16 protein-coding genes are annotated in these 14,692 nt (G+C 62.1%); 15 read left to right on the top strand and 1 reads right to left on the bottom strand.

What is annotated here, in order from left to right; all coding sequences use genetic code 11:
* On the bottom strand, positions 1 to 396 hold the full coding sequence (locus tag AADZ90_RS16090; protein WP_367311688.1) for a RidA family protein: 396 nt from the start codon (positions 394 to 396) through the stop codon (positions 1 to 3).
* Between the two features lie 216 nt (positions 397 to 612).
* Here AADZ90_RS16090 and AADZ90_RS16085 point away from each other — a divergent pair, with 216 nt between their 5' ends.
* The 15 genes from AADZ90_RS16085 (at position 613) to AADZ90_RS16015 (ending at position 14,584) form a co-directional block, all read left to right on the top strand.
* Positions 613 to 1,602: an ABC transporter substrate-binding protein gene (locus AADZ90_RS16085; RefSeq protein WP_367311687.1), complete on the top strand. Its 990-nt coding sequence runs from the start codon at positions 613 to 615 to the stop codon at positions 1,600 to 1,602.
* 66 nt (positions 1,603 to 1,668) lie between these two features.
* Positions 1,669 to 2,454 (top strand): ABC transporter ATP-binding protein, encoded by a 786-nt coding sequence (locus AADZ90_RS16080; protein ID WP_367311686.1) that lies wholly within the window; start codon positions 1,669 to 1,671, stop codon positions 2,452 to 2,454.
* A complete protein-coding gene (locus tag AADZ90_RS16075) occupies positions 2,451 to 3,311 on the top strand; it encodes an ABC transporter permease (protein WP_367311685.1) in 861 nt (286 codons plus the stop codon). Before AADZ90_RS16080 ends, AADZ90_RS16075 begins: the two co-directional genes overlap by 4 nt.
* The gene (locus AADZ90_RS16070; protein ID WP_367311684.1) at positions 3,311 to 4,576 is read left to right on the top strand and encodes a cytosine deaminase; all 1,266 of its coding nucleotides are present in this window, start codon (positions 3,311 to 3,313) and stop codon (positions 4,574 to 4,576) included. The genes AADZ90_RS16075 and AADZ90_RS16070 overlap by 1 nt, the downstream gene beginning before the upstream one ends.
* Positions 4,573 to 5,973 (top strand): FAD-binding oxidoreductase, encoded by a 1,401-nt coding sequence (locus AADZ90_RS16065; protein WP_367311683.1) that lies wholly within the window; start codon positions 4,573 to 4,575, stop codon positions 5,971 to 5,973. Before AADZ90_RS16070 ends, AADZ90_RS16065 begins: the two co-directional genes overlap by 4 nt.
* 88 nt (positions 5,974 to 6,061) lie before the next feature.
* On the top strand, positions 6,062 to 6,643 hold the full coding sequence (locus AADZ90_RS16060; protein ID WP_367311682.1) for an NAD(P)H-dependent oxidoreductase: 582 nt from the start codon (positions 6,062 to 6,064) through the stop codon (positions 6,641 to 6,643).
* Positions 6,643 to 7,272, top strand: coding sequence for an NAD(P)H-dependent oxidoreductase (locus AADZ90_RS16055; protein ID WP_367311681.1), 630 nt, complete (start codon positions 6,643 to 6,645; stop codon positions 7,270 to 7,272). Before AADZ90_RS16060 ends, AADZ90_RS16055 begins: the two co-directional genes overlap by 1 nt.
* Entirely contained in the window at positions 7,269 to 8,168 is a 900-nt protein-coding gene (locus AADZ90_RS16050; RefSeq protein ID WP_367311680.1) for an isopenicillin N synthase family dioxygenase, read from the top strand. The genes AADZ90_RS16055 and AADZ90_RS16050 overlap by 4 nt, the downstream gene beginning before the upstream one ends.
* A complete protein-coding gene (locus tag AADZ90_RS16045) occupies positions 8,165 to 8,938 on the top strand; it encodes a creatininase family protein (RefSeq protein ID WP_367311679.1) in 774 nt (257 codons plus the stop codon). Before AADZ90_RS16050 ends, AADZ90_RS16045 begins: the two co-directional genes overlap by 4 nt.
* 273 nt (positions 8,939 to 9,211) lie before the next feature.
* The gene (locus AADZ90_RS16040; RefSeq protein ID WP_367311678.1) at positions 9,212 to 9,394 is read left to right on the top strand and encodes a hypothetical protein; all 183 of its coding nucleotides are present in this window, start codon (positions 9,212 to 9,214) and stop codon (positions 9,392 to 9,394) included.
* Between the two features lie 708 nt (positions 9,395 to 10,102).
* On the top strand, positions 10,103 to 11,668 hold the full coding sequence (locus tag AADZ90_RS16035; protein ID WP_367311677.1) for a bifunctional AfsR/SARP family transcriptional regulator/alpha/beta hydrolase: 1,566 nt from the start codon (positions 10,103 to 10,105) through the stop codon (positions 11,666 to 11,668).
* Between the two features lie 179 nt (positions 11,669 to 11,847).
* Entirely contained in the window at positions 11,848 to 12,246 is a 399-nt protein-coding gene (locus AADZ90_RS16030; protein WP_367311676.1) for a COG4315 family predicted lipoprotein, read from the top strand.
* Positions 12,247 to 12,402: 156 nt separating this feature from the next.
* Entirely contained in the window at positions 12,403 to 12,915 is a 513-nt protein-coding gene (locus tag AADZ90_RS16025; protein WP_367311675.1) for an RNA polymerase sigma factor, read from the top strand.
* On the top strand, positions 12,912 to 13,688 hold the full coding sequence (locus AADZ90_RS16020; protein ID WP_367311674.1) for an anti-sigma factor family protein: 777 nt from the start codon (positions 12,912 to 12,914) through the stop codon (positions 13,686 to 13,688). Before AADZ90_RS16025 ends, AADZ90_RS16020 begins: the two co-directional genes overlap by 4 nt.
* Positions 13,689 to 13,840: 152 nt before the next feature.
* The gene (locus AADZ90_RS16015; RefSeq protein WP_367311673.1) at positions 13,841 to 14,584 is read left to right on the top strand and encodes a metallophosphoesterase family protein; all 744 of its coding nucleotides are present in this window, start codon (positions 13,841 to 13,843) and stop codon (positions 14,582 to 14,584) included.
* Positions 14,585 to 14,692 lie beyond the last annotated feature (108 nt).

The raw sequence follows: 14,692 nt of genomic DNA, 5'->3' as shown, positions 1-14,692 counted from the left end.
TCAGACCCAGGCCGTCGCTTCAACCTCGACGAGAAACTCTTCCCTGGTGAAGCCGCTGACGACAAGGAGCGTCGAGGCGGGCTTGGGCTTCACATCTGCGAGCCATGCATCGCGAGCTTCCATATAGGCCGGAAAGTCCTCGCGCCGGGTCACGTAGGCGTTCAGCCGCAGGATGGACGAGCGGTCTGCCCCCGCCTCTGCCAGGGTCGCGTCGATATTGCGAAAACAGATCTCGGCCTGGCCCGCCAGCGTGTCAGGCACCGTGCCATCGACTTGCATCCCAAGCTGACCAGACGTGACGAGCAGGCGCCCCTCTTTCGGGCCAAGGATACCGTGCGAATACGCGCCAAAGGGCGGCGCGATCCCAGACGGCGTAAGCGGTTTCTTCTCAGACATAGGCGCAGCCTAGTCGGCAAATTGGGCGAATCCATCCCGATGTCTTGCCGCGCTGTCTAAAAACAGAGTCTGCTTAAAATTTGGGATTTCCGTCAAAACATGTTCAACTCGGCAGCAACCTCTCCCGGAGGGTCGATGAAGAGCGGCGCGGCCCCTTTCCCCCGCGTCGCTCAGCGAAAGCTTACGCCAAATGGTTTGATAACGGGGAGAACAGGGATGTCTTTCAAGAATGCGGTCTCGATCGCGGTCATCTGCACGGCCGGAGCCGCGCAGGCTGAAACAGTCGTGTTCGGCACGAACTGGCTGGCCCAGGCGGAACATGGCGGTTTCTACCAGTCGGTCGCCGACGGCACCTACGAAGCAGATTGTGGGTTTGAGGTCGAGATCCTGCCGGGCGGACCGCAGGTGAACAACCGGGCCCTGATGCTGGCCGGGCGGATGGATTTCCACATGGGCGGCGACCTCCTCCAAGGGTTTTCCGCAGTTCAGGAAGGTGTACCGGTCGTCAACATCGCGGCGATCTTCCAGAAGCATCCGCAGGTCATCGTGGCCCATCCCGGATCCGCCGATAGCTGGGAAGACCTCAAGGATCTGACGTTGCTGATCGGCGACAATGGCTTTCAGTCCTACTACCAGTGGATGATCAAGGCCCATGGCTTCACTGCCGAGCAGCGGGAGCCTTACACGTTCAACCCGGCCCCCTTCCTCGCTGACGAGCAGGTGGGCATGCAGGGCTACCTGTCGTCCGAGCCCTATCTTGTCGAGAAGGAAGGTGGCTTCGAGCCGAACGTCTTCCTGATCGCCGATAACGGCTATTCCTCCTACGCCACGACGATCGAAACGATGGCGGATACGATCGAGAACGAGCCTGAGAAGGTGCAGTGCTTTGTCGATGCGTCGATCAAGGGTTGGTACAACTATCTCTACGGCGACAACACGGCGGCGAATGCGCTGATCCAGGAGGCCAATCCCGAGATGACGGCGGACAAGATCGACTACGCCATCGGCAAAATGAAAGAGTGGGGGATTGTCGATTCCGGCGATGCCGAGACGATGGGGATCGGCGTCATCACGGACGAGACGGTCGAGAACTTCTATAACCTGATGGTCGAATCCGGCGTTGTCGAGGAAGGTGTCGATTGGCAAGCATCGTATACGACACAGTTCGTCGGCAACGGCGTCGGGATGGATCTGAAGACCAACTGAATACGAGCAGACGGCGCCGGACGGGGTGTGCTGTGAACGCCCGGCGCCTTAATTCTTGAGGGGCACATGACGACAACCCGCCGGCCCTTGGGCGAGCGCGACCCCATCCTGACGATGAGCCACGTCGAAAAGACCTTTGGTGGAAACGTCGTGGCGCTCAAGGACATGCAGTTTCAGGTGAACGAGGGAGATTTTATCTCTCTTCTCGGGCCGTCAGGCTGTGGAAAATCAACCGCCCTGCGCCTGATCGCGGGGCTGATCCATCCGACATCCGGCCAGATCCGCTGGACGGGCGGACAGGGGACGGACGATCTGGGGATCGTCTTTCAGGAGCCGACGCTGATGCCCTGGGCGACCGTGGCGCAGAACGTTTGGCTGCCTTTTCGGTTGCAAGGCAGATCCTATGCGTCGGTGAAGGACGATATCCTAGAAGCCCTGCGACTCGTGGGGCTGGAAAAGTTCCTGAACGCTTATCCGCGGGAATTGTCGGGCGGCATGAAGATGCGTGTCGCGATCGCCCGAGCGATGGTGACAAAGCCACGTCTGATCTTAATGGACGAACCCTTCGCCGCCTTGGACGAAATCACGCGGTTCAAGTTGAACAACGATCTTCTGGAGTTGAAGGAGGCGATCGGCTGTACGGTGATCTTCGTTACCCATTCGGTATTCGAATCCGTTTTCCTGTCTGACCGGATCATCGTCATGGCCGCACGTCCAGGCCGCGTGATCCACGAGCTTGAGGTCGACGCGCCCTATCCCCGCGACGAGGATTTCCGGACCTCTTCTGACTACGCCGCCTATACACGGCGGGCCTCGGAAGCTCTACAGGATGCCATAGGAGAAGCCGCATGAGCATCGCAGAGAACGCCGCAGGCATCGTACCCGTGATCGACGAAGAGGAAGAGGCGCGCGCGCGGCGGGCGCGGATCAACCGGATCGCGAAATGGACCCTGCCCTCGCTGGTCTTCGTCGGGATGATCCTGGCCTGGCACCTCTACGTGGTGATCTGGGAAGTACCTCACTACATTCTGCCAGGCCCGGTGCAGGTCTTCAGCAGCATCTTCACCGATTGGGCCGTCCTTGGACCCGCGGCGCTGGTGACGGCGCGGCTGACCCTGATGGCACTGGCTTTGGCGGTGCTCGGTGGAGTGGCTCTGGCGGTGACCTTCACCCAGTCGAAATGGGCCGAGATGTCGCTTTACCCTTACGCGGTGATCCTGCAGGTGACACCCGTCATTGCCATCGCCCCGCTTCTGCAGATCTATATCGACAGCGCGTTCGCCGCGGCGATGGTCTGCGCATGGATCATCGCCTTCTTCCCGATCTTGTCGAACACGACGATCGGGCTGAAATCAGCGGATCACAACCTGTCGGACCTGTTCACGATCTACGGGGCGAGCCGGTGGCAACGGCTGCGCTATCTGGCGGGGCCGTCCGCCCTGCCCTTCTTTCTGGGCGGCTTGAAGATCGCGGGTGGCTTGGCGCTGATCGGCGCCGTGGTGGCGGAATTCGTGATCGGCCGTGCGGGGACTGGGCTAGGGCTGGCATCGACGCTCCTGGAGGCGAGCTATCGCTACAATTTCGACCGGCTCTATGCGGCGCTGATCCTGATTTCGCTGATGGGCATCGCGATTTTCGCGGCGATGAGCCTTATCAGCCATCTGGCGCTGCGGAAGTGGCACGAAAGCGCACTCAAGCGGGAGGAGTGATGGACTTCCGCACCCTCCCGGACGGCCCCTTGACACTTGCCGACGTGACTGTCCCAGCCTGCTTGCAGGGACAGGAAGACGATCTTCTACGCACCGATCTGCATATCGTAGATGGGCAGATCAGCGACATGCCGGGCGAGCGGGTGGAGATGTCGGGCGCGATGGTGCTGCCTGCTTTCGTTGACATGCATACGCATCTGGATAAGGGCCATATCTGGGGCCGCGCGCCAAATCCGGACGGGACGTTCGACGGGGCGCTGACGACGGTCGGCGCAGATCGGGAAGCCAACTGGGTGGCTGACGATGTGCGCCGGAGAGCCGAGTTTGGCCTGCGCTGCGCCTATGCTCACGGCACGCGGGCGGTGCGGACACATCTGGATTCGATCCCGCCGCAGGACGACATCTCTTGGCCTGTCTTTCGCGATCTGCGCGATGACTGGTCAGGCAAGATCGACCTGCAGGCCGCCTGTCTGATCGGCTGCGACCGGTTCGACGCGGACGGTCCGTTTGCGCATACTGCTGATCTTGTTGCTGAATCGGGCGGTGTCCTTGGCATGGTCACCTACCCTGTTCCCGATTTGCATGACCGCCTGCTCGGCTTCTTCCGCATGGCCGAAGAGCGCGGCCTCCACGCTGATTTCCATGTCGATGAGACGATGGATGCCAGCGTTGAGACCCTAAGGCTGATCTCCGAGACCGTGATCGAGACGGGCTTTTCAGCGCCCGTGACTGTCGGCCATTGCTGTTCCCTCTCCGCTCAGGAGGAACCGCGGGCGCTCGATACGCTCGATCTTGTCGCACGGGCCGGGCTGAACGTCGTATCGCTGCCGATGTGTAACCTTTATCTGCAAGACAGGCATGCCGGGCGAACACCCCGCGGCCGCGGCATCACGCTGGTGCACGAGATGGCGGCGCGCGGCATCCCGGTCGCCTTCGCGTCGGACAATACGCGGGATCCGTTCTATGCCTACGGCGATCTCGATATGCTTGAGGTGATGCGTCAATCCTGGCGGATCGGGCATCTGGACCATTCGCGTGCCGATTGGGCCAAGTCCGTGTCCGAAACTCCCGCGGCGATCTGCAGGTTTCCGGCGCAAAGCCTCGCGGCGGGCGATCCGGCGGATCTGGTGATCTTCAGGGCCCGCGACTGGACCGAGCTGTTCGCTCGCCCGCAAAGCGACCGGATCGTCCTGCGCGGCGGCCGCGCGATCGACCGCACGCTTCCCGATTACTCCGAACTCGACGACCTGATGAGGGCATCATGAGAGACAACGTCGCCGCCGCGAAGGCGGCCCTGAGCCATCTCGATATCGAAGGGAACGACGCCGCGATCCGCGCCAAGAGCCGGGACTTCTTCTGGTACTCACCGGTGCTGAAAGATCGGTTGGACCATGTGGTTGCAGATTTCGTTGCCTCGCCGAAGAACGAGGGCGAAGTCATTGAAATCCTTAAGACCTGCTATGCCCACGACGTGCCGGTGACGACCCGTGGCGCCGGCACTGGGAACTACGGACAGGCGATGCCGCTGGCCGGAGGATGCGTCATGCATCTGCGGCACATGGCGGCGGTGAAGGAGGTGCATCCGGGCCGGGTGATCGTCGAGCCGGGATGCCTGCTGAAAGACCTGGACGCGGCCTGCAAGGAGCATTCCGGGCAGGAGATCCGCATGTTCTCCTCCACCTGGGCGACGGCGACAATCGGAGGGTTCATTGCCGGCGGATCGGGCGGGGTGGGGTCTTGTACATGGGGGTCTTTGCGCGATCTGGGCAACATCATCCGCCTACGGGTCGTGACCATGGAGGAGGAGCCGCGGGTGCTGGAGTTCCGTGGGGAAGAGCTGGCGCGGGTGAGCCACGCCTATGGCACGAACGGGATCATCACCGAGATCGAGATGCCCTTGGCTCCCGCCTATGAGTGGGTCGAGATGTTCCTGGACGTGGGCGACTTCATGGACGCTGCCCGCTTCGCCGAAGAGTTGGCGAACGAAGACGGCATCTTGATCAAGCTCGCCACGGTGTTCGAGGCGCCAGTGGCGTTCGACTACTTTCAACGGGTGAAACCCTATGTGAGCGAAGGCTCGCATCTGATCGGGCTGATGGTCGCGCCGCAATCGATGGACGGCTTCCTGACCTTCCTCGCCCGGCGACCCGGGGTGAAGCTGATCTACCGGCACGATGACCATGACTGGGCACGCAGCCCCGGGCCGGTCTTTGAATATAGCTGGAACCACACGACGCTGCGGGCGCTCAAGGTCGATCCGTCGATTACGTATCTGCAGGTCCGGTACGGCTTCCCTAAGCATTTGGACCTCATAGAAAAAATGCAAGCCGAGTTCAGCCCGGAAGTGCTTCAGCATCTGGAAGTGCTGAAGGAGAACGGGAAGGTCATGTTTGCCGGATTGAGCCTCGTGAAGTTCACGACCGAGGAGCGGCTGGACGAGATCATCCGCATCCACGAAGAGGCGGGGGCGATGATCTTCAATCCGCACCGCTACACTCTGGAAGAAGGTGGGCGCCAATCCGTCGACGACCGGCAGCTGGTCTTCAAGCGGGAGGCCGACCCGAAAGGGCTCTTGAATCCCGGCAAGATGATCGCCTGGGACGATCCGGATTGGTCCTATGACCGGATGTATGCCTATCCAAAGATGCAGGCGGCGGAATGAGGCGGCATGGCCAGAGGGGGGCTGTCTGCCCCCCGCGCCGTACGGCGCTCCCCCCGAGGATACTTGTGAGGCAAAGAGAGGCTGTGGGATGACGCGGGCGATGGTGCTGTTCGCGCATCCCTGTGAGGAGAGCTTCTCGGCCGCGCTGCACAAGAGGGTGGTGTTGGCTCTTGAGGGCCGGGGATGGGAGGTCGATGATTGCGACCTCTATGCCGAGGACTTTTCGCCCGTTCTGACCGAGGCGGAGCGGCGGGGCTATCATGAGGTGCCTGACAATACCGGGCCGGTCGCCGCTTATGTGGAACGCCTGCAGGCGGCGGAGGCGCTCGTCATGGTGTTTCCGGTCTGGAATTTCGGCTATCCGGCGATGCTGAAAGGCTTTCTCGACCGGGTCTTCCTGCCCGGTGTGTCGTTTCGGCTGGAGGACGGGCATGTCCGCCCGAACCTCACAAAGATCCGCCGCCTCGCCGCTGTGACGACCTATGGCGGCACCCGGCTGCGCGCGGCCCTTTGCGGCGACCCGCCGCGAAAATGCGTGACCCGGGCCGTCTGGCATGTGTGCCGCCCGCGCAAGATGCGGTATCTCGCGCTTTATGACATGAACCGGGCGGATGATGACCGCCGGGCGCGGTTCCTCGGCCGCGTTGCAACCGAAATGGAGACCCTTTGATGCGCGCCCTCATCGTCTTCTGCCATCCCAAGCAGGACAGTTTTACCGGATCGGTTCTTGCCACCGTGCGGGACCGGCTCGACGCGGCGGGTGTGGAGTATCGGGTACGCGATCTCTATCGGTCGAATTTCGCTCCTGTGCTGACTGCGGGAGAGATGGACATCTATCTTGACGAAAGCGTTAACACCGGGCCCGTTGCAGCGGATGTCGAAGACCTGCGGTGGGCGGATACGCTGATCTTCGTCTATCCGACCTGGTGGTACGGCCTACCCGCGATGCTGAAAGGGTGGCTGGATCGGGTGCTGGTGCCGGGGGTCGCATTCCTGATGCCGGACGGGGAAAACAAGGATATTCGGCCGGGTTTGACGAACATCACGCGGCTTGGTGTGTTCACCACGTGCGGGGCAAGCTGGTGGCTGACGCGTTTCATTGGCGCGCCGGGGAAGCGGACGCTGTTGCGCGGGGTGCGGCTGATCTGCGCGCGGACCTGCAAGACCACTTATGCGGCGCATCATCTGATGGACAGCTCGTCCGACGCGTCGCGCAAGGCACATCTGCGCAAAGTCGCGGCGCGCATGGATCGGTTGATCGGGGCGCCGCGAGCAGCGCCGAGGGAACAGACCGCATGATACCGGTCATCGACTGGTCGCGTTATGGCGCGGCGCCGGACGTTGTGGCCGCAGAGATCGGGCTCGCCTTTCGCGAGACGGGGTTCGCGACGCTTGTGGGACATGGGGTTCCGGAGGAAGTGATGGCAGCAGCCTACGATGCGGCGGATGGGTTCTTTGCGCTGCCTGCGGCGGAAAAGGCGAGGATTGCCATAGACATAACCAATCGCGGCTGGGCGGCGACAGGGACCGAACGGCTGGATGAGACCAGCGGAGAGGTCGACGCGAAGGAAGCGTTCAATGTCGGTTGGGATCTGCCGCCGAACGATCCGCGGATCATCGGCGGGGAGCCCTTTCGCGCGGTGAACCGGTGGCCGGATTTGCAGGGGTTTCGCGACGCAGCGCTTGGCTATTTCGACGCCGCGCATCGGCTGGGGGTTTCGGTGCAGAGCGCCATTGCGCGGGACCTAGCCCTGCCGCCCGACTATTTCGACGGCCACTTCGATGCACCGATGGCGACGCTGCGCTTCCTGAAGTATCCGGCCGGGGACGGTGGGATCGGTGCGGGGGCACATAGCGATTACGGGTCGATTACACTTCTGTCGACCGATGGGGAGGCCGGGCTGCAAGTGCTTGGAAAAGATGGAGAATGGCTGGACGTCCCGTTTCAGCCAGGCGCGCTCATCGTCAATATCGGCGATTGCCTGATGCGCTGGTCGAACGATCTCTATGTATCGACGAAACACCGCGTGTTGCGTCCGAAGCGGGTCCGGCGGTCGATTGCGTTCTTCCTCGACCCGAACCCGGACAGCGTGATCTCGGCACTGCCGGGGACCGGGGCGGCGAAGTATCCGCCGATCAGCGCGGCGGAGTACCTGCGCAGCCGCCTCGATGCGACCTATGAGGTGCCGGCTTGAGCGGCTATCGCGACTGGGCCGATCTGACGGCGGACGACTTTCGCGATGTCGATCCGATGCGCACCGTTGCAGTCTTGCCAACCGCGGCGATCGAGCAGCATGGGCCCCATCTGCCGGTCGGGACGGATACTCTTATCGCTTTGGGAATGCTGGAAAAAGTTCGCGAGCTTTGCCCGGATGCACTTGATCTGCGGGTCCTGCCGGTGCAGGCGGTCGGCAAGTCGAACGAGCATCTTTGGGCCGCCGGGACGCTGACGTTTACGGCGGAAACGGCGCTGAAGGCGTGGATGGAGATCGGGCGGTCGGTGCATCGGGCGGGGGTGCGGAAGATCGTTCTGGTGAATTCGCACGGGGGCAATCTGGACCTTGTGTCGATCCTGTCGCGGGAGCTGCGGGTGGAGCTGGGGATGCTGGCGGTGAAATGCCAGTGGATGGGGTTCGGGGTGCCGGAGGGGCTCTATTCGGAGCGAGAGCTGACCTTTGGGATCCACGGGGGCGATCGGGAGACGTCGCTGATGCTGGCATTTCGGCCGGAGACGGTGCGGATGGAGACGGCCGAGGATTTCGGATCGACGGCGGAAGACGCCGCGATTCCTCCAATCGGGCCAGTGAGTTACGGGTGGATCGCAACAGACCTTGGGCCGTCCGGCGTGGTCGGGGAGGCGCACCTGGCGACGGCGGAGAAGGGGCGGGCGACGGCGGAGCATCAGGCGCACGGGTTTCTGGCGCTGATGGAGGATGTGGTGGCGAGCCCCCTGCCCCGGGACTGATCTGACGGGGATGTGATCGCTTGCCTCAGGCGTAAACGGGACGTGAGACGGGCGCGCGGTCGGGGGATCGCGGCGAAACAGCAAACTGGCCGAATCGCGCTGTTAACCTAGGAAAATCTGGGGAGAGATCCGTGGCGGCGTTTGGTCGGCATAACGTCAGCATTCTGTCGGACATCTTTCGGGCGAAAACCGGGATTAACGCGGCGCGCGGAAGCGCGCGGCGCAACGGCCTTCAACAATTCTGAGTATTTGGGATATTGTTTCCAGATCGGGATGCGCGGAGCCAGGCCGCGCATCACCAATGTTCATGGCTTACGCGGACGGATCGTCTTCGACCTGCCATTCACCTGTCCAGATATCGAACCGCTCGACCTCGCTGCCGCAAGGCGACATCAGGACGAGGTCATCGAAGTGCCGAACGTTCTGTACATATCGCTTTCCGATATCTCGCAATAGCTGTGCATCCGGAGATGAAACGCATCCGCCGCCATCAGGTGCCGTATTCAAAATGAGATTATATTGTCGTTCCGTCATTTTCTTTTAATACCTATACACTTCTTCCCTTTCTTCCTTCCCATCACCGCGCCGCCGCGTTTTCCGCGAGTGGTCTATCCGCAGGGTGTTACGGACCGGAAACGCAGCGGCGCAGGATCGGCAGGTCGCGACGGGCAATCCTGGGATTGGCCTCTTGAACCAGACGCCCGCCGCGCCTGCCGTGAGAGAAGAAGTAACGGGTGAACGTTGGAGCCAGCGTTTGAATAAACGTGGTAAGTTGACGTCGCGTCATGTGAGAATGCAGAAAACTCGCTGCCTGGGGATGCAATCCCTCCCAAAGCTGTTTTTAAGCGGAGCTGCATTTGTTGCTGATTCTACTGAGTCCCTTTTTGGATCGCGTAAGCGCCGGGCGCCCTGCGATAGATTGAGTCTCCCACGGCTGGCATCGCCAGATCAGGATCGCGCAACAGGTCGAGAACGCGCGGTTCGGCGTTGGTGGAGAATAAGATGACCCCCTCGCCCGTAACCCTGATGAACACGGACCGAGAGGAGAGAAGAGAAGTGAGTATCGCGACGCAGGAAAAGACACCGTTGTCAGTTCATGCGAGCGATCCCGATCGCCGAGACGGGAGTGGCCTTGAAACACTGGCGGATCGGCAGGTCTGACCGATGCAAAAGCCGATCCAGATCAACGTGCTTGGACGCATGCGCGTCACCCATGCCGGCGAGGACGCGCCGATTGTATCATCCCGCAAGACCCGCGCGCTGCTCGCCTATCTGGTGATGACGGGGCAGCCGCATCACAGGGAACATCTATGCGATCTGTTCTTTGATAATACCCATGATCCGCGCGGCGCCTTACGCTGGTCGCTGAGCAAACTGCGCACCTTGCTGAATTGGGGCAAGACCCCGAGATTGATTGCCCGTCAGGACCGGGTTGAAGTCGATATGACCGATATTTGCTTGGATATCGATTTCGTTCGCAAAACCCATGAGCATCCAAACCCGTCGACAGACAATTTGCGGCGTGCTACGAAACTTTTACTGCAGAAGCCTTTAGCGGATTTAGATCTGCAGAGATCCGAGGAATATCAACTTTGGCTATTAAGTGAACGCGAGGAGCTTCAGGAATTGCGGGCGGGTATTTTCCAGAAGCTGGCCTGGTCGAAAGATATCTCAGACCCGGAATCGCTGAAATGGCTGCGGCTTTGGTGCAGTCTCGATCCGTTTTCCCACGATGCGCCCTTCGCGCTTTGGCGGAAGCTTTCGCTACTTAATCGGAAGGACGAGGCAAAGGAGATTGCGAGCCGCTATCGGGCGCTGATGGGCCCAGAAGCTCGGGAGTGGACAAAATCGCCCGCCCCGAGCGAGGAAAACGGCGATCTGTTCCGCCTGCGGCAGAGCATCGGGTTCTGCCGGGCATCGGACGGTGTGAAGATCGCCTATGCGCGGGTCGGATCCGGACCGCCCCTGGTGAAAACGGCGAACTGGCTGAACCATCTGGAACTGGACTGGCAGAGCCCGATCTGGAGCCGGACATTCCAGGCGCTGGCCGCGCGCCACACGTTCATTCGCTATGACGAGCGGGGGAACGGCCTGTCGGATTGGGATGCGCCCGATATCAGCTTTCCGTCCTTCGTCGATGATCTGGAAACCCTGGTGGACAGTCAGGCCATAGGCCGATTCCCGCTTCTGGGGATGTCGCAGGGCTGCGCGGTGTCGATCGAATATGCGGTGCGCCACCCCGACCGCGTGTCGGCGCTGATCCTGATCGGCGGTTATGCGGCGGGCTGGCGGATCGGCATGTCGCAGGAGGAGCGGGAGCGGCGCGAGGCGGTGCTGACCCTGACCCGTCTTGGATGGGGCACGTCGAACGCCGCATACCGCCACATCTTTTCGCAAACCTTCATGCCGGATGCGGATCCCGACACACTGGCCTGGTTCGACGACTTCCAGCGGCAGACGACCTCGGCCGCGAATGCGGTGCGGTTTCAGGAGGCGTTCGGGGATATCGACGTGCGGCATCTGCTGTCACAGGTGAAGGCGCCGACGCTGGTGCTGCATGCGACGGGCGATCAGCGGATCCCGGTGGAGCATGGGCGGGAGCTGGCCGCGGGCATTCCGAATGCGCGGTTCGTGCCGCTGGAAAGCCGGAGCCACATCATCCTGAGCGACGAGCCCGCCTGGCAGGTCTGCATGGACGAGATCGAGCAGTTTCTGCACGAATACGGGTGAGCTGGCGGATCTATTCGGGCGCTCCTTGCCGATGCGAGGGGCGCTTTTTCTATTTTGCTCAACGCCTTGTGAAGTCTTTCAGAAAAAAGTCGAAGCGGCGGGAATAGCTCGGCGCGCCGGGGCGTAACCCTACCGAGAGCAGCGACAAGCGCCGCTTGAACACAGGTAGGAGCCACATTATGAAACTGATGCCCGTTCTCGCCCTTGGCGTTTTTGTTGCCGGATGCGACGAGGCCTATGCCTATGATTACAGCAGCTATGGTGCCGCCGACGCCACGGTAACTCAGGTTGCCGGTCATGGCCCGCTGACCGCGGCCAACGGCATGACGGTTTACACCTTCGACAACGACGCGCCGGGCGTGTCGAACTGCTACGGAGATTGCGCCGTGAGTTGGCCGCCTTACGGGGCTTCGGCCGGCGAGCAGCCTCCGGCCGAGGGTCTGACGACGGTCGAGCGCCGGGACGGCACGCTGCAATGGGCCAAGGATGGCGAGCCGCTCTACTTCTGGGTGGGCGACACTCAGCCGGGCGACACGACCGGGGATGGTGTTGGCGGTGTCTGGCACGTCGCGAGCTGATCGGGATGGCCCGATGCCGGTGCGGGGGACGCGCCGGCATCTGCCAAGGAACGCGGCGGGAAATCGCCGCGTGAGGCGCATTATCGCGTTGAAAAAAATGCCAAAATCGTGGAAAAGTTCGACTAGGTTACCACTAGTCCGGAACGACCCAGCACGATGGCAATCACCCCTGATCAGTTCAAGGCGGATATGATCAGTCTGTTGCCCCGCCTGCGCCGTTTCGCGCTGAGTCTGACCCGCTCGGGCCCCGATGCGGACGACCTGTTGCAGGAGGCGGTCACGACGGCGCTTCAGAAGTGGCAGCAATACGATCCCTCGCAGCCGCTGGACCGCTGGATGTTCCGCGTTGTGCGCAATCACTGGATCAGCGAGGTCCGCAAGCGCAAGGTGCGCCAGGGCGAAGGCCAGGTGGCGGCGGAGGATGCGGTGGAGCTGCAGGTGGAGAACCGCAACGAGGATATGATGACGGCGCAGCAGGTACGCCGGAAGGTGGCCGACCTGGACGAGGATCTGGCCCAGCCGTTGATGCTGGTCTGTGCGGAAGGCTACAGTTACCGCGAGACGTCGGAGATGCTGGACATTCCGATCGGGACGGTGATGAGCCGCATTCACCGCGCGCGAAAGTTGCTTATATCCAGTCTGTCGGACGGAGAGCGTGTGCTGCAATGACAGACCTGTCGGAAAAACTGAGCGCCTATCTGGATGGCGAGTTGGACCCGGGCGAGACTGCGCGGGTCCAGGCGCTTTTGGACTCCGATCCGGAAGTGCAGGCGGAACTGGACCGGCTGATCGAGGCTGACGCGCTTGCCCGGGAGGAGTTCGACGCTCAGCTCGACGATCCGGTGCCCTTCGCGCTGGCCCAGCAGATCAAGGCGGCGGAGCTGCCGGAGCGGCCCGCCAACACGAACGCGCCCGCCCGCCCGATCTGGGGCGCGCTGGCCGCGAGCCTAGCCTTCTTCCTGATCGGTGGCGCAGGCGGGTACCTTCTGCGCGGTCCAGCTGCCCCGGTCGAGACCGCCGGGTGGCTGGCCGACATCGCTGATTACCACGCGGTTTATGCCAGCCAAGGCCGGCATCTGGTCGAGGTGTCGGCAGACGAAAGCGACCATATCGAGACGTGGCTGGGCAACCAGACAGGCGTCAGCTTTTCGATCCCGGACCTGTCGGAATTCGGCCTGACCTTCGAAGGCGGCCGGTTGCTGGTCGCGAACGCAAAGCCGGTGGCGCAGCTGATGTACCGCCAGCCCGACGGGACGGTCATCGCGCTTTGCCTGCAGGAGAGCAACCGCGAAGGGGACGGGGCGCCGACCTTCAACGAGCGGACGATCAACGGCTTCGACTTCGTCTCCTGGACCGAAGGCGGCGCCGATTACGTGGTGATCGGCCCGGAAGGGGAACCGGATCTGGGCGCGATCGCCGAGAATGCGGCGGTGGAGATCTGAGGCGCCAGCATCCTTTTCGGAGGCTGGACGTTCGCCCTTTCAATCTGCTCAGCCGGTTGCGGCTCGCTTGATTTCCAGTCAACCGAGGCTGACGCCCGCCGGGGCCGGATGTAAACGTTGCGTGCCCTGCCGGTCGGTGTGAGAACCGTCCCATGAGATTTGCCGTTCTCGCCGATATCCATGGAAATGCACTCGCCCTGGAGGCTGTCCTTCGCGACATGGAGGGGCTGGGGCTTTCCGAGGCGGTCAATCTGGGCGATTGCTTCAGCGGCCCGCTCGACGCCGGGGCGACAGCGACGCGTCTGCTGGAGCGGGATTTTCCCACGATCCGCGGCAATCACGACCGATATCTGATCGAACATGATCCTTCGGAGATGGCCCCGTCTGACAAGGTGGCTTTCGATCAGCTGGAGCAGAAGCACCTTGACTGGATCGCAGCGCTTCCAAGCACGATGACGATCCATGAAACGGTGTTTCTCTGCCACGGGACTCCGACGAGCGATCAGACCTACTGGCTGGAGCGTGTCGAACAGGACGGAATGGTGCGATCCGCGACCTTGGACGAGGTCGAGCGGGAAGCGGACGGGCTGGAAGCCGATCTGATCCTCTGCGCCCATACGCATATCCCGCGGAACATTCGCTTGAGGGATGGCCGTGTCGTCGTAAATCCGGGCAGCGTCGGATGCCCGGCCTATGACGACGATGTGCCCGTTTACCACCACATGCAGACGGGCACGCCGAACGCCTCCTATGCTGTGATCGAAGGGGCGCCCGGTGATTGGCGCGTCATGTTCCGTTCGGTGCCTTACGCCTGGGATGAAGCGAGTGCGCTGGCCGCGAAGCGCGGGCGGGAGGATTGGGCCAGAGCGCTTGCGACCGGTTGGTTCGAAGGGTGAAGTGGGTGCGACGTCAGTAGCTGCTCCGTTGTAAGCGGAATGCCGTGATTTGGGTGTCTCCCACTTGAAGTGGAGCGCGGGGCGAGCGCCTGACCGCGGGCTGGCGCT

The sequence above is a fragment of the Aestuariibius violaceus genome (assembly GCF_040779325.2).
GTDB classification, from domain to species: Bacteria; Pseudomonadota; Alphaproteobacteria; order Rhodobacterales; family Rhodobacteraceae; genus Aestuariibius; species Aestuariibius violaceus.
The sequence above is the reverse complement of the archived record's forward strand: the minus strand, read 5'-3'. Positions and strand labels throughout refer to the sequence as shown.

What these genes read in the sequence shown, in the direction of transcription:
- AADZ90_RS16090 (WP_367311688.1), bottom strand. Translation starts at nt 396, where the DNA reads ATGTCTGAGAAGAAACCGCTTACGCCGTCTGGGATCGCGCCGCCCTTT.
- AADZ90_RS16085 (WP_367311687.1), top strand. Translation starts at nt 613, where the DNA reads ATGTCTTTCAAGAATGCGGTCTCGATCGCGGTCATCTGCACGGCCGGA.
- AADZ90_RS16080 (WP_367311686.1), top strand. Translation starts at nt 1,669, where the DNA reads ATGACGACAACCCGCCGGCCCTTGGGCGAGCGCGACCCCATCCTGACG.
- AADZ90_RS16075 (WP_367311685.1), top strand. Translation starts at nt 2,451, where the DNA reads ATGAGCATCGCAGAGAACGCCGCAGGCATCGTACCCGTGATCGACGAA.
- AADZ90_RS16070 (WP_367311684.1), top strand. Translation starts at nt 3,311, where the DNA reads ATGGACTTCCGCACCCTCCCGGACGGCCCCTTGACACTTGCCGACGTG.
- AADZ90_RS16065 (WP_367311683.1), top strand. Translation starts at nt 4,573, where the DNA reads ATGAGAGACAACGTCGCCGCCGCGAAGGCGGCCCTGAGCCATCTCGAT.
- AADZ90_RS16060 (WP_367311682.1), top strand. Translation starts at nt 6,062, where the DNA reads ATGACGCGGGCGATGGTGCTGTTCGCGCATCCCTGTGAGGAGAGCTTC.
- AADZ90_RS16055 (WP_367311681.1), top strand. Translation starts at nt 6,643, where the DNA reads ATGCGCGCCCTCATCGTCTTCTGCCATCCCAAGCAGGACAGTTTTACC.
- AADZ90_RS16050 (WP_367311680.1), top strand. Translation starts at nt 7,269, where the DNA reads ATGATACCGGTCATCGACTGGTCGCGTTATGGCGCGGCGCCGGACGTT.
- AADZ90_RS16040 (WP_367311678.1), top strand. Translation starts at nt 9,212, where the DNA reads ATGCGCGGAGCCAGGCCGCGCATCACCAATGTTCATGGCTTACGCGGA.
- AADZ90_RS16035 (WP_367311677.1), top strand. Translation starts at nt 10,103, where the DNA reads ATGCAAAAGCCGATCCAGATCAACGTGCTTGGACGCATGCGCGTCACC.
- AADZ90_RS16030 (WP_367311676.1), top strand. Translation starts at nt 11,848, where the DNA reads ATGAAACTGATGCCCGTTCTCGCCCTTGGCGTTTTTGTTGCCGGATGC.
- AADZ90_RS16025 (WP_367311675.1), top strand. Translation starts at nt 12,403, where the DNA reads ATGGCAATCACCCCTGATCAGTTCAAGGCGGATATGATCAGTCTGTTG.
- AADZ90_RS16020 (WP_367311674.1), top strand. Translation starts at nt 12,912, where the DNA reads ATGACAGACCTGTCGGAAAAACTGAGCGCCTATCTGGATGGCGAGTTG.
- AADZ90_RS16015 (WP_367311673.1), top strand. Translation starts at nt 13,841, where the DNA reads ATGAGATTTGCCGTTCTCGCCGATATCCATGGAAATGCACTCGCCCTG.